The following is an 18010-nucleotide window of genomic DNA, read 5'->3' on the forward strand; positions in this document are numbered from 1 at the left end:
AAGATCTGTTCATGACAGCCGACACTCTTCTTGACGGAAACGGGCCGAGCACCAGCGGCTACTGGTCGCCGGGTGAGCAAGTGTTGTGGCGTTATCGGGGCAACGGCACCGACGAGGTGCACATCTGCCGCCCGGTGACCGTCGTGCGCGATGACGCCGAGCTGCTCGCCGTCTGGATGGCGCCCGGCACCGCGTGCGTGAAGCCGGTGCTCACCGATGGCTCGCCCATCCACCGCGAGCCGCTCGCCACCCGCTATCTCAAGCCGCGCACTACGCGCGTCGAGCAGTGGTGGGGCTCGGGTGTGCTGAAGATCGCACACCCCGGCGAGCCGTGGTCGGTCTGGCTCTTCTGGGACAAAAGTTGGCATTTCAGGAACTGGTACGTGAACCTGGAAGAGCCGCGCCGGCGCTGGTCCGGCGGTCTGGACTCGGAGGACCACTTCCTGGACATCGCGGTCCGCCCGGACCGCAGCTGGCACTGGCTGGACGAGGACGAGTTCGCTCAGGCGCAGCTCGCGGGCCTTATGCCGGCCGAACGGGCCGAGCGGGTACGGTCGGCCGGACTGCAGGCGACGGGGGTCATCCGGTCCTGGGGCCGGCCCTTCCGGGACGGCTGGGAGGACTGGCGCCCGGATCCCCGCTGGCCGGTACCGTCACTCCCTGACGACTGGAACCGTCCGGCAAAGTGACCTCGTGAGCCCCTTGATGCGCCCCGGGTCGTCAAACGTAGGATCGTGCTCCGCAACACTGCGCAATTCCGAACCACGACCCAGAGCCTGACGCCAAGTCATCAAGCCACGCGCACCAAGCCACGCGCATCTAGGAGGACCGAGGCAGTGGGAACCGGCGGCTACGAGGACATAAAGCGGGACCGCAGCGGCCAGGCCGAGGCGTTCGACGCGATCGGCGACCGGTACGACGAGGCGTTTCCCCACAAGGACGGCCAGCTCACCGCGGGCCGGTGGCTCGCCGAGTCGCTGCCCGCCGGATCGCGGGTACTCGACCTGGGGTGCGGAACCGGCCTGCCCAGCACCCGGCAGCTCGCCGAGGCCGGGCACCGGGTGGTCGGCGTCGATCTCTCCGCCGGGATGCTCGCGCTGGCCGCGCAGTACGTGCCGCAGGCCGAGTTCCACCAGGGCGACATCGCCGACCTGCGCCCCGGCGGCCTCCTCGACCTCGGACGTTTCGACGGGATCGCGGCGTTCTTCTCGCTGCTGATGTTGCCGCGCGCGGAGATTCCCTACGCATTGAGCGCCATTCATGATCTGCTGGAGCCCGCGGGTCTCTTCATCCTCTCGATGGTCGAAGCGGATGTGGACGACTTCGCAATCCCGTTCCTTGGTAACACCATCCGGGTATCCGGTTATCTACGGGATGATTTGCACCAGGTAGTGGCGGACGCGGGCTTCGAGGTGATCGAGGAGGAGTCGTACGCCTATGCACCGGCGAGCACCGACGTGCCGCCGGAGGAGCAGCTCTTCCTCTACTGCCGACGACGCGCCTGACACGGCCCAATCCCCGCCGCGGCCAGCGCGTGGCGCACAACCGGATGGAACGACTCGCGTGACCACGGATCGCACGCCCCCGCCCCCGGCGCGGCAACCGGGACCGGATGCCGCACTGCCGGCACCGCTGCCAGACCCGCGCGGCGGCTTCCGCCTGCCCCCGGGCTCCGAACGGCCCGCCGGCGCCGAACGGGAGGACCAGCCCGCCTCGCCACCCCAGAAGCTGCCCGACAACGGTTCCGCACGGGACCGGCGGGCGGCGAAGGCCGCGGGCGCGCCCCGGCGCGACCCGGGAGCCGACGCGTCGTTCGCGAGCACCCCGCCGCGCGGCACCCAGGGCCCCGCGGGCGCCGCCATGGAGCCCGCCGGCCATCCGCGCCACGACGAACCGGTGGCGACGCCCGCCCCCACCCCCGCGACGGCCGCACCCGCGGCCTCCGCCCTCCCCACCCCGTCCGGCGCCTCCGGCACCCTCGACAACCGCACAGCGGGCTCCTCCGGCTCGGAGGCCGAGCGGCTGCGGTACGTCGGGGCGGCCACCCGGCGCATCGCCCGCGGTCTGGACCTCGACGAGATCCTGCTGGGCCTGTGCCGCTCCGCGGTGCCCGCCTTCGCCGACGCGATCCTGGTCTACCTCCGCGACCCGCTGCCGGTCGGCGACGAACGGCCGTCCGGGCCGCTCGTGCTGCGGCTGCGGCGCGCGGACGGCGGCCTGGACGAGCCCAGCGGGCAGTCCTACGTCGGCACCGCGCTGCCCCCGGTGCCCGCCGAGCCCGCCTACGGCGGCGCCGCCGAGAGCACGCTCGTCCGGCTGGACGGACCGCTCGCCGAGGTGCTGCGCGGTGTACGCCCGGTCTTCGCGGAGTCCCCGCAGTCGGCCGCCGCGCTGGAGGAACTGCTGCGCTTCGGCGAGGGGCCGTCGGCCTCCGTCGGCGCGTCCCGGACCGGTGAACGGCCCGGATTACACCCCGAGCCCGGCGCCACCCGCAACGAGGGGCTGCCGCACCCGCCCGTCCTGCCGACCGGCCGGCGCGCGATACTCGCCCCGCTGCGCGGCCGCCGCCGGGTCATCGGCGCCGCCGTGCTGCTGCGCCGCCCCGACCGGCCGCCCTTCGAATCCGACGACCTGCTGGTCGCCGCCCAGCTCGCCACCCACACGGCGCTCGGCGTCGACAAGGCGGTGCTGTACGGCCGCGAGGCGTACATCGCGGACGCCCTGCAGCGCGAGATGCTGCCCGACTCCCTGCCGCAGCCCACCGGGGTCCGCCTCGCCAGCCGCTATCTGCCGGCCGCCGAATCGGCCCGGGTCGGCGGCGACTGGTACGACGCGATCCCGCTGCCCGGCAGCCGGGTCGCGCTCGTGGTCGGCGACGTCATGGGCCACTCCATGACCTCGGCGGCGATCATGGGCCAGCTGCGGACCACCGTGCAGACCCTCGCCGGCCTCGACCTGGCGCCGCAGGAGGTGCTCTACCACCTGGACGAGCAGGCCCAGCGGCTCGGCAGCGACCGCATGGCGACCTGCGTGTACGCGGTCTACGACCCGATCGCGCACCGCCTGGTCGTCGCCAACGCGGGACATCCGCCGCCGATCCTGCTGCACGCCAACGGCCTGGCCGAGGTGCTGCGGGTACCGCCGGGCGCGCCGATCGGCGTCGGCGGGGTGCCGTTCGAGGCGGTCGAGCTGCCGGCGCCCGCCGGCGCGACCCTCGTGCTGTACACCGACGGCCTCGTCGAGTCCCGGACGCGTGACGTGTGGGGCGGCATCGAGCTGCTGCGCGAGCGGCTGCACGACGCCGCGACCGTGCTGTCGCCGCCGCCGCTGGAACCGCTCTGCGACGAGATCCTGGAGATCCTCGGCCCCGGCGACCGCGACGACGACATCGCGCTGCTCGCGGCCCGCTTCGACGGGATCTCGCCGAGCGATGTCGCCTACTGGTACCTGGAGCCGCAGCCGCAGACCGCCGGCCGGGCCCGCCGGCTCGCCCGCCAGGCGCTGCGCCGCTGGGACCTGGAGCACCTGATCGAGCCGACCGAGCTGCTGGTCAGCGAGATCGTCACCAACGCCGTGCGGTACGCCGAGCGACCCATCACGCTGCGGCTGCTCCGTACCGACGTGCTGCGCTGCGAGGTCGGCGACGACGCACCGCTGCTGCCGCAGATGCGGCACGCCCAGCCGCAGGACGAGGGCGGCCGCGGGCTGTACCTCGTCAGCAGGATGGCCCAGCGGTGGGGGGCCACGCGGCTGAGCGCCGGCAAGGTGGTCTGGTTCGAGCTGGCGATTCCGTAGTCCCCGGCACCCGGGCCCGGGTGCCGGGGGCTTCGCGGCCTTCAGCACCATGCCGTTGCCCGGCGTGCCGAGCGGGTGGTTCGGTGCAAGGGTGGTCGAAAGCGACCCCCTGCACAGGACTCTCGACTCGAAACCGATGCGGTACGAGCCGTCCCGCACCGCCGCCGTCTACGCGCCGAACTCCTACGGGGGTCCGGCCGCCGTCAAGGGCGGCTGACCCGCGGCCGCACCGCCTCCACCCCTCGAAACCGCAGCCCCGGCGCACGTGTTACCCCCCTCCGTGCCCCGGGGCTGCATCGCGCGCCCTGGTCCGGTGGAGGATTAATGTGATATCACTTTGCTAGGCGTGCGAATGAGCGCGCCGAGCACCGTGAACGGGGGACCCATGTCCGAGAACAGCACCACCGATCTCCAGTCCGAGATCCCTGAAATGCCCGCCCCGCATGTCACCGAGCGCGTAGCGGTCGGCATGCCGGGCCTTCCCTTCCTGCTGATCGCAGTCCCGGTGCTGTTCGGCGGCATCGCGCTCTTCATCCTGGGCGTCGTCAAGGCCAAGGACAGCGGCGGCGCCGCGGCCGGCGTCCTGATCGGCGCCGGCGTGGTGATCGCGATCGCCGCCTTCATCACCATGTTCGGCCTCACCCAGGTCGCCCCCGGCGAGGCCCGCGTCTGCCAGCTCTTCGGCCGCTACCAGGGCACAATCCGCCAGGACGGGCTGCGCTGGGTGAACCCGTTCACCAGCCGCCGCAAGATCTCCACCCGGATCCGGAACCACGAGACCGCGGTCCTGAAGGTCAACGACTCGTACGGCAACCCGATCGAGCTCGCCGCCGTCGTCGTCTGGCAGGTCAGCGACTCCGCGCAGGCGGTCTTCGAGGTCGACGACTTCGTGGAGTTCATCGCGATCCAGACCGACACCGCCGTCCGGCACATCGCGACGAACTACCCGTACGACGCGCATGACGTGGAGGGCCTGTCGCTGCGTGGCAACGCCGAGGAGATCACCGAGAAGCTCTCCGTCGAGATCGCCGCCCGGGTCGGCGCGGCCGGCGTGAAGATCATCGAGTCCCGGTTCACCCACCTCGCCTACGCCCCCGAGATCGCCTCCGCGATGCTGCAGCGCCAGCAGGCCGGCGCGATCGTGGCCGCCCGCCAGACCATCGTCGAGGGCGCGGTCGGCATGGTCGAGTCCGCCCTGACCCGGATCTCCGAGCAGGGCATCGTCGAGCTCGACGAGGAGCGCAAGGCCGCCATGGTCAGCAACCTGCTCGTGGTCCTGTGCGGTGACCGCGCCGCCCAGCCCGTACTCAACACCGGGACCCTCTACCAGTGACAGAACGCACCGGCCGCACCGCTCGCAAGCAGGTGCTGCTGAGGCTCGACCCCGCCGTCCACGACGCCATCGCGGCGTGGGCGGCGAACGAGCTCCGCAGCACCAACGCGCAGATCGAGTTCCTGCTGCGCCGGGCGCTCACCGAGGCCGGCCGCCTCCCGGGCGCCGCCAAACCGATCCCCCGCCGAGGCCGTCCGGCCCGCTCGGAGGAGCCGTCGGCAGAACCGCCCGCAGCGCCGGAGGACCCGACCGAGAACTGAGAGGACCGTCCTGACCTGCGGCTACTGACTAGACACCACGTCTATACACACCACGTATACACGTCATGTAGAGTGCTGGCATGTCAATCGGCCACACCCTGCTCGGGCTTCTTGAGTCCGGCCCACGCCATGGTTACGACCTCAAGCGCGCCTTCGACGAACGCTTCGGCCACGACCGCCCGCTGCACTACGGGCAGGTCTACTCGACGATGGCCCGACTGCTGAAGAACGGGCTCGTGGAGGTCGAGGGCATAGAGCCCGGCAGCGGCCCCGAGCGCAAGCGGTACGCGATCACCGACGCCGGACTGACCGACGTCGAGACCTGGCTCACCCAGCCCGAAAAGCCCGAGCCGTACCTGCAGACGACCCTGTACACCAAGGTCGTCCTGGCACTGCTGACCGGCCGCAGCGCCATCGACCTGCTGGACACCCAGCGCGCCGAGCATCTGCGCCTCATGCGCGAACTGACCCGCCGCAAGTCCAGCGGCGACCTCGCCGACCAGCTGATCTGCGATCACGCCCTCTTCCACCTCGAAGCGGATCTGCGGTGGCTGGAACTCACCGCCGCCCGGCTCGACCAGCTCGCGACGGAGGTACGCAAGTGACCGGCTCCACCCCTGCGCCCAGCACACCGCTGCTCTCCGCCGACGCGCTGCACAAGACCTACGGCACCACCCCCGCCCTGGACGGCGCGGACTTCACCATCCGCTCCGGCGAGGTCGTGGCCGTGATGGGCCCCTCCGGCTCCGGCAAGTCGACGCTGCTGCACTGCCTGGCCGGCATCGTGCGACCCGACGCCGGCAAGGTCCTGTACCGGGGCGAAGAGCTCTCCGCCATGACCGACGCCGAACGCAGCGCCCTGCGCCGTGGCGACTTCGGGTTCGTCTTCCAGTTCGGCCAGCTCGTCCCCGAGCTGACCTGCGTCGAGAACGTCGCCCTGCCACTGCGACTGAACGGCACCAAGCGCAAGGAGGCCGAACGCCTGGCCACCGAGTGGCTGCACCGGCTGGAAGTCGACGACCTCGGGCACAAGCGCCCCGGCGAGGTCTCCGGCGGCCAGGGCCAACGCGTCGCGGTGGCCCGCGCGCTCGTCGGCGGACCCCGCGTGGTCTTCGCGGACGAACCGACCGGCGCCCTCGACTCCCTCAACGGCGAGCGCGTCATGCGGCTGCTCACCGACGCCGCCCGGGACACCGGCGCGGCTGTCGTCCTGGTCACCCATGAAGCGCGGGTCGCCGCGTACTCCGACCGCGAGATCGTCGTACGCGACGGCAAGTCCCGCGACATGGAGCGGGTCGCGTGAGCGCGCCTTCGGACAACGCCGCGCGCACCACCTCACGCACCAAGTCCCGCACCGACGCCCGCACCTGGGCCCACGACCTCGCCCTCGGCGCCCGCTTCACGCTCGCCGGCGGCAGGGAGGGCTGGATCCGCAACCTGCTGACCGCCGTCGGCGTCGGCCTCGGCGTGGCGGTGCTGCTGCTCGCCGCCGCCGTCCCGGCGATGATGCAAGCCCGCTCGGATCGCGGCCACGACCGTGACGACCTGTACTTCGGCGAGAAGCTCAAGCCGACCGCGTCGACCATGCTGATCGACAACGCCGACACCGTGTACCACGGCGTGGACGTCTACGGCCGGGTCCTGCGCCCCGACGGCGACAAGCCGCCGGTACCGCCCGGCCTGAGCAAAATCCCCGCCCCCGGCGAGATGACGGTCTCCCCCGCCCTCGCCAAGCTGCTGGACTCCTCCGACGGCAAGCTGCTCAAGGAGCGGCTCAACTACCGCGTCACCGGCACCATCGCCAAGGCCGGACTGCTCGGGCCCGCCGAACTCGTCTACTACGCGGGCAGCGACACCCTCACCGACGTACACGCCACACGCGTCGACACGATCGGCGGCGCCCGGCGCGACTCCGAGGGCCTCGGCGCGGTCCTGACCCTGCTCGTCATCATCGGCCTCGTCGTACTGCTGATGCCGGTGGCCATCCTCATCGCCACCGCCGTCCGCTTCGGCGGGGAACGCCGCGACCGGCGGCTCGCCGCACTGCGCCTGGTCGGCGCCGACACCCGGATGACCCGGCGGATCGCCGCCGGCGAGGCACTGGTCGGCGCATTCGTCGGGCTCGTGTTCGGCCTCGGGTTCTTCCTCCTGGGACGGCACTTCACCGGACAGATCGAGCTCTACAGACTGAGCGTCTTCCCCTCCGACGTCCGGCCCAGCACCGGCCTCGCCCTGCTGATCGTGCTCGGCGTCCCGGCGGCCGCCGTCGCGGTCACCGTCCTCGCACTGCGCGGCATCGCCATCGAACCGCTGGGCGTCGTCCGCAACGCGGCGCTGCGCAAGCGCCGTCTGTGGTGGCGGCTGCTCATCCCGGTCTTCGGACTGGCGCTGCTGGCCCCGCTGTTCGGCGGCGTCCAGGGGAACGCGGAACTCAACGCGTACCAGATCTCGGCCGGCGCGATCCTGCTGCTCGTCGGCGTCACCGCCGCCCTGCCCTGGCTCGTCGAATTGATCGTCAACCGCTTCGGCGGCGGCCGGGTCCCCTGGCAGCTCGCCACCCGCCGCCTGCAGCTCAACAGCGGCGCCTCCGCCCGGGTGGTCAACGGCATCACCGTCGCGGTGGCCGGCGCCATCGCCCTGCAGATGCTCTTCACCGGTATCGAGAGCGACTTCACCTCCAACACCGGCAAGGACCCGAACCGGGCCCAGATGCAGGCGGCCTTCGATGTCACGAACGGCCCGCAGGCGACCGCCGGGATCCAGGCATACCGGACCACCCCCGGCGTGCGTTCGGCGCTCGGACTCGTCCAGACGTCCGCCATCCCCGGCGGCGCGGCGGCGAAGGCGAAGGCCTCCGGCAACCCCGACGCGGTGAGCGACATCATCGAGTTCCCGGTGTTCGTCGGCGACTGCGCCGCGCTCGCCGAGTTCGCCGTGATCGGTAACTGCGCCGACGGGAGCGTCTACCGCGTCCTGCCGGACGCGTCGTACATGACCCCACCGGCCGTCTCCGAAGCCGGCGCCGGGCTGGACCTCAACGTCCCGCAGAGCGGCGTGCTGACGGGCTCGCCCCGGCCCTGGACCGTCCCGACCAACGCCCGCACGGTCAAGGCCCGCACCAGCCCCAACGGGGACGTGATGTACGGCATCCTCGCCACCTCCGGCGCCCTGGACGTGGCACAGATGCAGGAAGCGCGCGCCATGGTGCTGATCAAGCTCGACGCGCAGCGGCCGGACGCGGAGGAGTACGTCCGCAACACCACGGCCCGGCTGGGCGAGGGCGCGGACACCTACACGCTCGAAGGCACCCGCACGGTGCGCAAGTACACCAGCATCAAGCGCGGCCTGCTGATCGGCGCGGTCACCACCCTGCTGCTGATCGGCATCAGCCTGCTGGTCTCGATGCTGGAGCAGCTGCGCGAGCGCAAGAAGCTGCTCGCGGTACTGATCGCCTTCGGTACCCGGCGCTCCACCCTCGGGCTGTCGGTGCTGTGGCAGACCGCCATCCCGGTCGCCCTCGGCCTGGCACTGGCCGTCGTCGGCGGCCTCGGACTCGGCTCCGTGCTGCTGAAAATGGTCGGCTCACCGATCCGCGTCGACTGGGCGAGTGCCGCGACGATGACGGGCGTCGGGGCGGGCGTCGTCCTGCTCGTGACCTTGCTCAGCCTGCCGCCGCTGTGGCGCATGATGCGTCCGGACGGCCTGCGGACCGAGTAGCACTGACACTGGCCGGGCCTGCTTCCCTCAGGCCCGGCCGACGCCGACGTCCTCCGCCACGTCCGCCACGTCCTCCGCGTCGAGCACGCGCACCGGCAGCGGCCGCAGCGCCTCGCGCAACGCGGCCGCGAATGCCGTGAACTCCTCCGCGCGGGCCGTCCCACCGCGCATCGCGAGCGCGATCCGCCGCGACGGCGCGGGATCCGCGAAGTACCCCGTCGACAACTGGTCGTTGCGCCCGGTCTCCACCAGCAGCGCGGTCCGCGGCAGCAACGTCACCCCGAGCCCGCCCGCGACCAGCTGCACCAGCGTGGAGAGCCCGGCCGCGGTGGTCGTCACCGGAACCCCACCCGGCCGCCCCGCCTCCCGGCAGATGTCGAGCGCCTGATCGCGCAGGCAGTGCCCCTCGTCGAGCAGCAGCAGATCCATCTCCCGCAACGCCTCCCGCGGGATGGCCTGCCGCCCGGCCAGCCAGTGCCCCTGCGGGGCGACCACGGCGAAGTCCTCGTCGAACAGCGGGAGTTCGGTCACCCCGGGCATCCCGAGCGGCACCGCGAGCAACAGCAGATCGAGTCGCCCACCGGTCAACCCCTCCAGCAGCGACGACGTCTGCTCCTCGTGCACCTGCAGATCCAGCGCCGGGTACCGAACGTGCACGAGCCGCAGCACCGTCGGCAGCAGATACGGCGCGACGGTCGGTATCACCCCGAGCCGCAGCACCCCGGTGAACGGCGCCCGCGCCGCCTCCGCCTCCTCCAGCAGCTCCCCCACCGCGTCGAGCACGCTCCGCGTCCGCGCCGCGATCCGCTCCCCGGCCGCGGTGAGCAGCACCTTCCGCGTCGTCCGCTCGACCAGCTGCACCCCCAACGTCTCCTCCAACGCGGCAACCGCCCCGGAGAGCGCCGGCTGACTGGTCCCGATGGAAGCCGCCGCATCACGAAAGTGCAGACACTCGGCCACCGCGGCAAACGCCCGCAACTGGGACAGGCTTGGCTGCTTGCTCATGGTCGCTCCTGGCTACTGATAGGTGACCCCGATCAACATCGTCGAGTCTGGCTATTTCTGTGATCAATGCACTCTATGGGACGGTGGAATCCGTCCAACCCCCCGGAAAGCCTCAAAAGGGATTTCCTATGTTTCAAGGAGAGCGCGTGCTCACTATCGGTGACAAGTTCCCCACCTACGACCTGACTGCCTGCGTCGATCTCGACGCGGACAAGGCCTTCGCTCAGATCGACCACAAGTCGTACGAGGGCAAGTGGCGCGTGGTGTTCTTTTGGCCGAAGGACTTCACTTTCGTGTGTCCGACCGAGATCGCCGCATTCGGCAAGCTGAACGACGAGTTCGCCGACCGCGACGCGCAGATTCTCGGGGTTTCCGGGGACTCCGAGTTCGTGCACCATGCCTGGCGCAAGGACCACGCCGATCTGCGGGACCTGCCGTTCCCGATGCTTGCCGACTCCAAGCACGAGCTCATGCGTGACTGCGGTGTCGAGGGCGAGGACGGCTTCGCGCAGCGGGCCGTGTTCATCGTCGATCCCAACAACGAGATCCAGTTCACGATGGTGACCGCCGGTTCCGTGGGGCGGAACCCCAAGGAGGTGCTGCGGGTGCTCGACGCCCTGCAGACCGATGAGCTGTGCCCGTGCAACTGGAGCAAGGGCGAGACGACTCTCGACCCGGTCGCGCTCCTCGCGGGCGAGTGATCCGGTATGTCGCTGGACAACCTCAAGTCGGCGCTGCCCGACTACGCCAAGGACCTGAAGCTGAACCTCGGCTCGGTCATCGGTAATTCCGAACTTCCGCAGCAGCAGCTGTGGGGCACGGTGCTCGCCGTCGCCATCGCCTCGCGTTCGCCGCGGGTGCTGAGCGAGCTGGAGCCGGAGGCGAAGGCCAACCTCTCGCCCGAGGCGTACACCGCCGCCAAGTCCGCTGCCGCGATCATGGCGATGAACAACGTCTTCTACCGGACCCGGCACCTGCTGTCGGACCCGGAGTACGGCACGCTGCGCGCGGGGCTGCGGATGAACGTCATCGGCAACCCGGGTGTGGAGAAGGTCGACTTCGAGCTGTGGTCGCTGGCGGTCTCGGCCGTCAACGGGTGCGGCCAGTGCCTGGACTCGCACGAGGCCGTGCTGCGCAAGGCGGATGTCTCACGCGAGACGATCCAGGAGGCGTTCAAGATCGCTGCCATCGTGCAGGCGGTCGGGACGACGCTGGACGCCGAGGCCGCCATCGCCGGCTGAGCAGCCGTATCGCTGAACAGGAAGGGCCCCCGACCGATGGTCGGGGGCCCGTCGTGCGTGCGGAGCGATCGTGCGTGGGTCAGTCGGGGAGGACCGGGGCGAGGTCCTCGATCGTGGCGCCGTGCGGGCCGGACTCGGTGGCCATGGCGGCTTCCCTGGCGTGGGTGCGCAGGTAGCCGACGACCGTGTTCGTCACGGCGACGAGCGGGACCGCGACGACGGCGCCGCCGATGCCGGCAATGAGCGAGCCGGCGGCGACGGAGAGCACCACGGCCAGCGGGTGGACGCGGACGGCGCGGCCGAGGATGAAGGGCTGCAGGATGTGGCCCTCGATCTGCTGGACCGCGAGCACCACGATGAGCACCATGAGGGCGGTGAACGGCCCCTCGGTCACGAGCGCGACGACCATCGCGAGTGCGCCGGAGGCGACGGCGCCGACGAGCGGGACGAACGCGGCGACGAAGATGACGACGGCCAGCGGCACCGCCATCGGTACGTGCAGGAACCAGATGCCCGCCCCGATGAAGACGGCGTCGATGAGGGCCACTATCACCGTGCCGCGCACGTAGAGCGTCAGCGTCCGCCAGGCGCGTGGTCCGGCGCCGGCGAGTCCGTCGCGGGCGGCGGCGGGGAAGAGCTTGAGGGTCCAGTTCCAGATGTTGCGGCCGTCGTAGAGCAGGAAGAGCGTGCTGAACATCGCGAGCAGCATGCCGGTGAGCAGCTCGACGATGACGGTGACGCCCTGGAGGCCGGCGTCGGTGATGGCCTTGGTGTTGGTGCTGATGGTGTCGGTGAGGTTCTTGGCGATCTGGTTGATCTGGTCCTCGGTGACATGGAACGGGCTGTTGAGCAGCCAGCGTTTCATCTCGGCGACGCCGTCGGTGAGCTTGGTGGACAGGTCGTCGACGTTGTCCATCACCTGCCAGACGACGAACCAGCCGACGAGGCCTATCAGTACGAACCCGCCGATGAAGGTGATGCCGGTGGCGAGGCCGCGGGGTACTCCCGCGCGCTTGAGGCGGCCCACGATGGGCTGCAGCAGGGCGGTGATGAGCAGGGCGGCGACGAAGGAGAGGACGACGAGTTGGATGGCGCCGATCACCCGCATCAGTACCCAGACGGTGCCGGCGAGTACCAGCAGCCGCCAGGCGACCTCGGCGGCGACGCGCATGCTCCACGGCACGACGCCGAGGGGGTCGGGCAGCTGTGCGACCGGTGCCTGTGGCGGGTGGCCGGGGGCCGCTACGGCCTTGGGCGCGGGCCGCGACTCCAGGCCGGAGCCGGAGCCGGCGTTCTGCGGGGTGTCCGGCCGCGGTGCGGGTCTGGGCTTCGGCGGCGGGGCGTCGGGCTGCTCGTCCTGCTCGGCGGTGACTTCCGCGCGCCGTTCGTCGAGGCGGTCGGCGAGCTTGGCCAGCCTGGTGGCAACCCTCGCGCCCCAATGGCGCTTTTCCGACATCGCGTTCCCCTGCCCCTTTGTTCCGGCACCGGCACCGGCACTCCCGTGAGGAGGACGACGTTACCTGTGCCCGGGGTTGCCTCTCCGGCCGCCCGCCCCGCCGGCGGGTGGGCTCACGCGAATGCCCCCCGACCTGCTGGGGTCGGGGGGCATGCGGAGAGGCTCACCAGGTGCCGGAGACGAACCGGCCGGTGCGACCTAGTACGAGTGGTGGACCTGCCAGTAGGACCAGGCGCCGCACGGGCTGTCGTACCGGCTGTTCATGTAGTTGAGGCCCCACTTTATCTGCGTGGCCGGGTTGGTCCGCCAGTCGGCGCCGACGGAAGCCATCTTGTTGCCGGGGTACGACTGCACGAGGCCGTACGCGCCCGAGGACGGGTTGGTCGCCGTGTAGTCCCAGCCGCTTTCCTGCTCCACGATGTTGGAGAAGCACTGGAACTGGCTGGAGCCGACGATCTGCAGGGCCATGGCCTTGACTTCGGCCGTCGTGTACGAGCTCTTGACCGCGAACGTCGCACGATCCGCGGAACGGCTCGCCGCCGCCTTCGCCTCCAGTTCCCGGGCTTCCTTCGCCTTGGCGGCCGCTTCGTCGGCGGCCTTCTTCTTGGCGGAGGCGTCCTTGGCTGCCTGCTGGCGCGCGCTGTCCTCTGCGGCCTTCTTCGCTGTCGCGTCGGCGGCGTCGGACTGTGCCTGCGCCTGCTGCGTCAGTGAGGCCTGCTGAACCTGCTGGCCAGCGGGTATGTCCGCGAGGACGGTCGTCGCGCCGGCGGCCTCGACAGGCTGGTTGGAGCCCTGGTCAGCGCCTGCTGCGACGCCGACTACGGCGCCCACGGTGGTGACTGCGGTGGCCGAGGCCACTGCAAATCCCCGGACCGAGATCCGGCTCACACGGTTGTCCTTCCAGCATCGGCCGCGTGGTGACCTCGCGGACGAAATCGTGCCCCTGAACGCTGGCCTCCCCTTGTTCCGGACCGCGAGCGGTCCGACTGGTCACGGGGGCACTGGCCCGGTGCGATTCCCTGTCGGGATCCGCGTGGTGCTCGGGCGACTTACGGCGGTGACGCTGTTCAGTTCTGGGGTTCCACACCGCTGGGGGTGTGGGTGTGCCGTAAGCGGGGCCTGACAGCGTCACACCCTAGCGGGAAGGGAACACCGTCAAGCAATTTATGCCTGCGTGGCAAACGTCACACGCCCAGTTGCTCGGAAAGTACCGGCGCGGCGCGCCCCATAACGCTAGGCTGCTGCGCCCCTTGGGGACGCAGCAGCCTCAACTCACGCACGGTTACCGGATTATACCCCGTTGTCCTCCAGCAACTCCGTCACCAATGCGGCGATCGGGGAGCGTTCGGACCGGTTCAGGGTGATGTGCGCGAAGAGCGGATGTCCCTTGAGCTTCTCGACGACGGCCACCACGCCGTCGTACCGCCCGACCCTCAAGTTGTCCCGCTGTGCCACGTCATGGGTCAGAATGACCCGCGATCCGGCACCGATACGGGACAGAACGGTCAACAGGACGTTCCGTTCGAGCGACTGGGCCTCGTCCACGATCACGAACGCGTCGTGGAGCGACCGGCCGCGGATGTGGGTGAGCGGCAGCACTTCGAGCATGCCCCGCGCCACGACCTCCTCGATGACCTCCTTCGATGTCACCGCGGACAGGGTGTCGAAGACGGCCTGAGCCCAGGGGCTCATCTTCTCCGACTCGCTGCCCGGCAGGTATCCCAGCTCCTGTCCGCCGACCGCGTACAGCGGCCGGAAGACCATCACCTTGCGGTGCTGCTGTCGCTCCAGCACCGCTTCCAGGCCCGCGCACAGGGCCAGTGCCGACTTGCCGGTGCCGGCCCGGCCGCCCAGCGACACGATCCCGACGTCGGGATCGAGCAGCAGATCCAGCGCGACCCGCTGCTCCGCGCTGCGGCCGTGCAGCCCGAAGGCCTCCCGGTCGCCGCGCACCAGCCGCACCCGGCCGTCCTCAGTCACCCGGCCGAGCGCCTTGCCGCGCTCGGACTGCAGGACCAGCCCGGTGTGCACGGGCAGCTCGCCCGCCTCGGGCAGGACGATGACCTCTTCTGCGTAGAGCCTGTCCACCTCCTCCGCGTCGACCAGCAGCTCCTCCATACCGGTCCAACCCGACGTGATCGCCAGTTCGGCCCGGTACTCCTCGGCCGCGAGGCCGACGGAGGAGGCTTTCACCCGCAGCGGCAGGTCCTTGGAGACGACCGTGACGTCGTACCCCTCGGCCTGGAGGTTGCGGGCGACCGCCAGGATGCGCGAATCGTTGTCACCCAGCCGGAACCCGACGGGGAGCACCCCTGGGTCCGAGTGATTCAGTTCGACGCGGAGCGTGCCACCCAGCTCGCCGATCGGGATCGGGGCGTCGAGGCGCCCGTACCTGATCCGGAAGTCGTCGAGCAGCCGCAACGCCTGTCGGGCGAAGTAGCCGAGCTCTGGATGGGCCCGCTTGGCCTCCAACTCCGTTACCACCACCACCGGGAGCACGACTTCGTGCTCGTCGAAGCGGGTGAGGGCATTGGGGTCGGCAAGCAGGACGCTGGTGTCGAGGACGTAAGTGCGCCGGTCGTGCTCCCGGCGATTCTTGCTTTTCACCACGTGTGGACGAACCCCCTCGGGCAGAGGTCGGGGTGCGACAACGTCGCGCTGTACTGGGCCGGGACCGGGCGCGTGGGCCGGTCCGCGGCCCTCCGTATACGGCACGTCCGTGGGCAATGGGCCTCCCGGGCGGACGAACCTGGGTGCCGTCCGCTGTTGACCGGTGTATGCCCTCGAAAGCGGGTGCCTATGCGACTGCATATGACAGCTGTGCCATCAATCCTGACGCGAGCCCGAAAAAACTGCGGCAGATGAACGGAAGGTGCTGCGGCAGATGGCCGAAGGAGGCTACGGAGAAGCCACTCGGGGTCGGCGGGGGGACGTGCTCGGACCTGCCGGTCTGGGTACTCCCGTTGAGCGAAGGGCGTGCTCGGACCTGCCGGTCTAGGTAATCCGGTTGGGCGGGGGAAGTGCTCGGGCCTGCCCGGGAAGATACGCGGGCGGCCGGGGCCGGCCGGGGGCGGTGGCTACGAGCCGTAGCGGCGGTGCCGCGCCGCGTAGTCGCGCAGTGCGCGCAGGAAGTCGACCTTGCGGAAGGCGGGCCAGAAGACTTCGCAGAAGTAGTACTCGGAGTGGGCGCTCTGCCAGAGCATGAAGCCCGACAGCCGCTGCTCGCCGCTGGTGCGGATGACCAGGTCGGGGTCGGGCTGGCCGCGGGTGTAGAGGTGCTCGGCGATGTGTTCGACGTCCAGCAGCTCGGCGAGGTCCTCGATGGAGGTGCCGCGCCCCGCGTGCTCGTGGAGCAGCGAGCGGACCGCGTCCGCGATCTCCTGGCGGCCGCCGTAGCCGACCGCGACGTTCACGAGGATGCCGTCGACGCCGTGGGTGGCCTGTTCGGCCTCCTTCAGCACCGACTGGGTGCGCGCCGGCAGCATGTCCATCGTGCCGACGTGGTGGACGCGCCAGCGGCCGGTCTCGGCCAGCCCGCTCACCGCGCCCTCGATGATGCCCAGCAGCGGGACGAGCTCCTCGGCGGGACGGTCCAGGTTGTCGGTCGACAGCAGCCAGAGCGTGACGACCTTGACCCCGGTCTCCTCGCACCAGCCCAGCATCTCGGCGATCTTGTCGGCGCCGGCCCGGTGGCCCTGCTCCGTCGTACCGCCCGCGGCCTTGGCCCAGCGCCGGTTGCCGTCCAGGATCACGCCAATGTGCTTGGGGCCCTGGGTCAGATCGAGGCGGTGCTCCACTCGGCGGGCATACAGCCCATACACCAGGTCGCGCAGATTCATCGCGTACCAGCCCCTCCAGCGCTCGTCACCCGATCGCCACAGTACTGCGCGCGGCGCCGCGCACACGAACCGGGTGCCCTGCCTCCGGTTCGGATCCGGGGCCTGGAGGCGTGATAGGCAGAGCGCATGAATAACCGTTCCCTCTATCGCGCCGCCGACGAGCGCTACGACTCCATGGAGTACCGCCGCACCGGGCGCAGCGGGCTGAAGCTCCCCGCCATCTCGCTGGGCCTGTGGCACAACTTCGGTGACGACCGCACCCTCGACTCGCAGCGCGCGATCCTGCGCCGCGCCTTCGACCTGGGCGTCACCCACTTCGACCTGGCCAAAACTACGGCCCGCCCTACGGCGCCGCCGAGTCGAATTTCGGGACGATCCTGGCGCAGGACTTCCGCCCGTACCGCGACGAGCTGGTCATCTCCAGCAAGGCCGGCTGGGACATGTGGCCCGGCCCGTACGGCGACGCCGGCTCCCGCAAGTACCTCCTCGCCTCGCTCGACCAGTCGCTGTCCCGCATGGGTCTCGACTATGTCGACATTTTCTACTCGCACCGCTTCGACCCGGAGACCCCGCTCGAGGAGACGATGGGCGCGCTGGCCTCCGCCGTCCAGCAGGGCAAGGCGCTCTACGTCGGTATCTCCTCGTACAGCCCCGAGCGCACCCGCGAGGCGGCGCGCATCCTGCGGGAGCTGGGCGTTCCGGCCCTCATCCACCAGCCCTCGTACTCGATGATCAACCGCTGGATCGAGGACGACGGCCTGCTCGACGTCCTCGCCGAGGAGGGCATGGGCTGCATCGGTTTCGTGCCGCTAGCCCAGGGCCTGCTGACGGACAAGTACCTCGGCGGCATCCCCGAGGACTCCCGCGCCGCCCAGGGCAAGTCCCTGGACCCGGGCCTGGTCAACGAGGAGACGGTCACCCGCCTCCGCGCCCTCAACGACATCGCGCAGCGCCGCGGCCAGTCCCTCGCCCAGCTCGCGCTGAGCTGGGCGCTGCGCGACGAGCGCGTCACGTCCGCGCTCATCGGCGCTTCGTCGGTCAAGCAGCTGGAGGCCAACGTGGCGGCGGTCGGCGCGCCGAAGCTCACGACGGAGGAGCTGGCGGAGATCGACAAGTACGCGGTGGAGCCGGAGGGCGTGAACCTCTGGTCGGTCAGCAGCGAGGCGTAGGCGAGCGGGTGGCGTAGGCGAGGCGTAGGGCGTTCGGTCGGGCTCGCTTCGCTTCGTTTCGTCACGTTTCGGTGGGCGGGGTGTTGCCGGTGGCGGCCAGGGCCTAGTGAGCCGGTCCGGAGATCCTGGCGCAGTAGTGGCAGATCCGGTCGATGATCTGGTCTGCGGTCTTGGTCCACTTGAAGGGCCGGGCAG

At 70.6% G+C, this 18010-nt stretch carries 16 protein-coding genes and 1 pseudogene; 12 read left to right on the forward strand and 5 right to left on the reverse strand.

All coding sequences use genetic code 11. The features are described from left to right. Nucleotides 1-11: 11 nt before the first annotated feature. From fomD to AC07DC_RS33160, 9 genes are all read left to right on the forward strand, one after another. Complete coding sequence (fomD, locus tag AC07DC_RS33120) at nucleotides 12-689, forward strand: cytidylyl-2-hydroxypropylphosphonate hydrolase (RefSeq protein WP_478918178.1); 678 nt, start codon at nucleotides 12-14, stop codon at nucleotides 687-689. A gap of 147 nt (nucleotides 690-836) precedes the next feature. Continuing rightward, nucleotides 837-1505, forward strand: coding sequence for a class I SAM-dependent DNA methyltransferase (locus AC07DC_RS33125; RefSeq protein WP_478918179.1), 669 nt, complete (start codon nucleotides 837-839; stop codon nucleotides 1503-1505). Beyond that, nucleotides 1438-3795, forward strand: a complete 2358-nt coding sequence (locus tag AC07DC_RS33130; RefSeq protein ID WP_478918180.1) for a SpoIIE family protein phosphatase — start codon at nucleotides 1438-1440, stop codon at nucleotides 3793-3795. Before AC07DC_RS33125 ends, AC07DC_RS33130 begins: the two co-directional genes overlap by 68 nt. Before the next feature lie 91 nt (nucleotides 3796-3886). Next, nucleotides 3887-4012, forward strand: a complete 126-nt coding sequence (locus tag AC07DC_RS33135) for a hypothetical protein (RefSeq protein ID WP_478918181.1) — start codon at nucleotides 3887-3889, stop codon at nucleotides 4010-4012. A 168-nt stretch (nucleotides 4013-4180) separates the two neighbouring features. After that, on the forward strand, nucleotides 4181-5128 hold the full coding sequence (locus AC07DC_RS33140; protein ID WP_478918182.1) for an SPFH domain-containing protein: 948 nt from the start codon (nucleotides 4181-4183) through the stop codon (nucleotides 5126-5128). Next, on the forward strand, nucleotides 5125-5388 hold the full coding sequence (locus AC07DC_RS33145; RefSeq protein ID WP_478918183.1) for a type II toxin-antitoxin system antitoxin: 264 nt from the start codon (nucleotides 5125-5127) through the stop codon (nucleotides 5386-5388). The genes AC07DC_RS33140 and AC07DC_RS33145 overlap by 4 nt, the downstream gene beginning before the upstream one ends. 80 nt (nucleotides 5389-5468) lie before the next feature. Next, nucleotides 5469-5993 (forward strand): PadR family transcriptional regulator, encoded by a 525-nt coding sequence (locus AC07DC_RS33150; protein ID WP_478918184.1) that lies wholly within the window; start codon nucleotides 5469-5471, stop codon nucleotides 5991-5993. Next, nucleotides 5990-6691 (forward strand): ABC transporter ATP-binding protein, encoded by a 702-nt coding sequence (locus AC07DC_RS33155; RefSeq protein WP_478918185.1) that lies wholly within the window; start codon nucleotides 5990-5992, stop codon nucleotides 6689-6691. Before AC07DC_RS33150 ends, AC07DC_RS33155 begins: the two co-directional genes overlap by 4 nt. Then, on the forward strand, nucleotides 6688-9105 hold the full coding sequence (locus tag AC07DC_RS33160; RefSeq protein WP_478918186.1) for an ABC transporter permease: 2418 nt from the start codon (nucleotides 6688-6690) through the stop codon (nucleotides 9103-9105). The genes AC07DC_RS33155 and AC07DC_RS33160 overlap by 4 nt, the downstream gene beginning before the upstream one ends. 27 nt (nucleotides 9106-9132) lie before the next feature. Here AC07DC_RS33160 and AC07DC_RS33165 read toward each other — a convergent pair whose 3' ends face one another. After that, nucleotides 9133-10110 carry a hydrogen peroxide-inducible genes activator gene (locus AC07DC_RS33165; protein ID WP_478918187.1) on the reverse strand — a complete coding sequence of 326 codons (978 nt, stop codon included), beginning with the start codon at nucleotides 10108-10110 and terminating at the stop codon, nucleotides 9133-9135. 146 nt (nucleotides 10111-10256) lie between these two features. Here AC07DC_RS33165 and AC07DC_RS33170 point away from each other — a divergent pair, with 146 nt between their 5' ends. Together AC07DC_RS33170 and AC07DC_RS33175 are read left to right on the forward strand one after the other, a co-directional pair. Then, complete coding sequence (locus AC07DC_RS33170; protein WP_478918188.1) at nucleotides 10257-10811, forward strand: peroxiredoxin; 555 nt, start codon at nucleotides 10257-10259, stop codon at nucleotides 10809-10811. Between the two features lie 6 nt (nucleotides 10812-10817). Further along, complete coding sequence (locus AC07DC_RS33175; protein WP_478918189.1) at nucleotides 10818-11351, forward strand: alkyl hydroperoxide reductase; 534 nt, start codon at nucleotides 10818-10820, stop codon at nucleotides 11349-11351. 79 nt (nucleotides 11352-11430) lie between these two features. Here the strand turns inward: AC07DC_RS33175 and AC07DC_RS33180 are convergent, their stop codons facing one another. The 4 genes from AC07DC_RS33180 to AC07DC_RS33195 form a co-directional block, all read right to left on the reverse strand. Next, the gene (locus tag AC07DC_RS33180; RefSeq protein ID WP_478918190.1) at nucleotides 11431-12807 is read right to left on the reverse strand and encodes an AI-2E family transporter; all 1377 of its coding nucleotides are present in this window, start codon (nucleotides 12805-12807) and stop codon (nucleotides 11431-11433) included. A 198-nt stretch (nucleotides 12808-13005) separates the two neighbouring features. After that, nucleotides 13006-13695 carry an aggregation-promoting factor C-terminal-like domain-containing protein gene (locus AC07DC_RS33185; RefSeq protein ID WP_478918191.1) on the reverse strand — a complete coding sequence of 230 codons (690 nt, stop codon included), beginning with the start codon at nucleotides 13693-13695 and terminating at the stop codon, nucleotides 13006-13008. 402 nt (nucleotides 13696-14097) lie between these two features. Beyond that, the gene (locus AC07DC_RS33190) at nucleotides 14098-15417 is read right to left on the reverse strand and encodes a PhoH family protein (protein WP_478918192.1); all 1320 of its coding nucleotides are present in this window, start codon (nucleotides 15415-15417) and stop codon (nucleotides 14098-14100) included. Nucleotides 15418-15884: 467 nt separating this feature from the next. Beyond that, the gene (locus AC07DC_RS33195) at nucleotides 15885-16646 is read right to left on the reverse strand and encodes an isoprenyl transferase (RefSeq protein WP_478918193.1); all 762 of its coding nucleotides are present in this window, start codon (nucleotides 16644-16646) and stop codon (nucleotides 15885-15887) included. Nucleotides 16647-16820: 174 nt separating this feature from the next. Between AC07DC_RS33195 and mgrA the strand changes: the two are divergent. After that, nucleotides 16821-17815 (forward strand): annotated as a pseudogene (gene mgrA / locus AC07DC_RS33200) (L-glyceraldehyde 3-phosphate reductase). Nucleotides 17816-18010 lie beyond the last annotated feature (195 nt).

It is taken from the genome of Streptomyces sp. NPDC045021 (assembly GCF_056432645.1).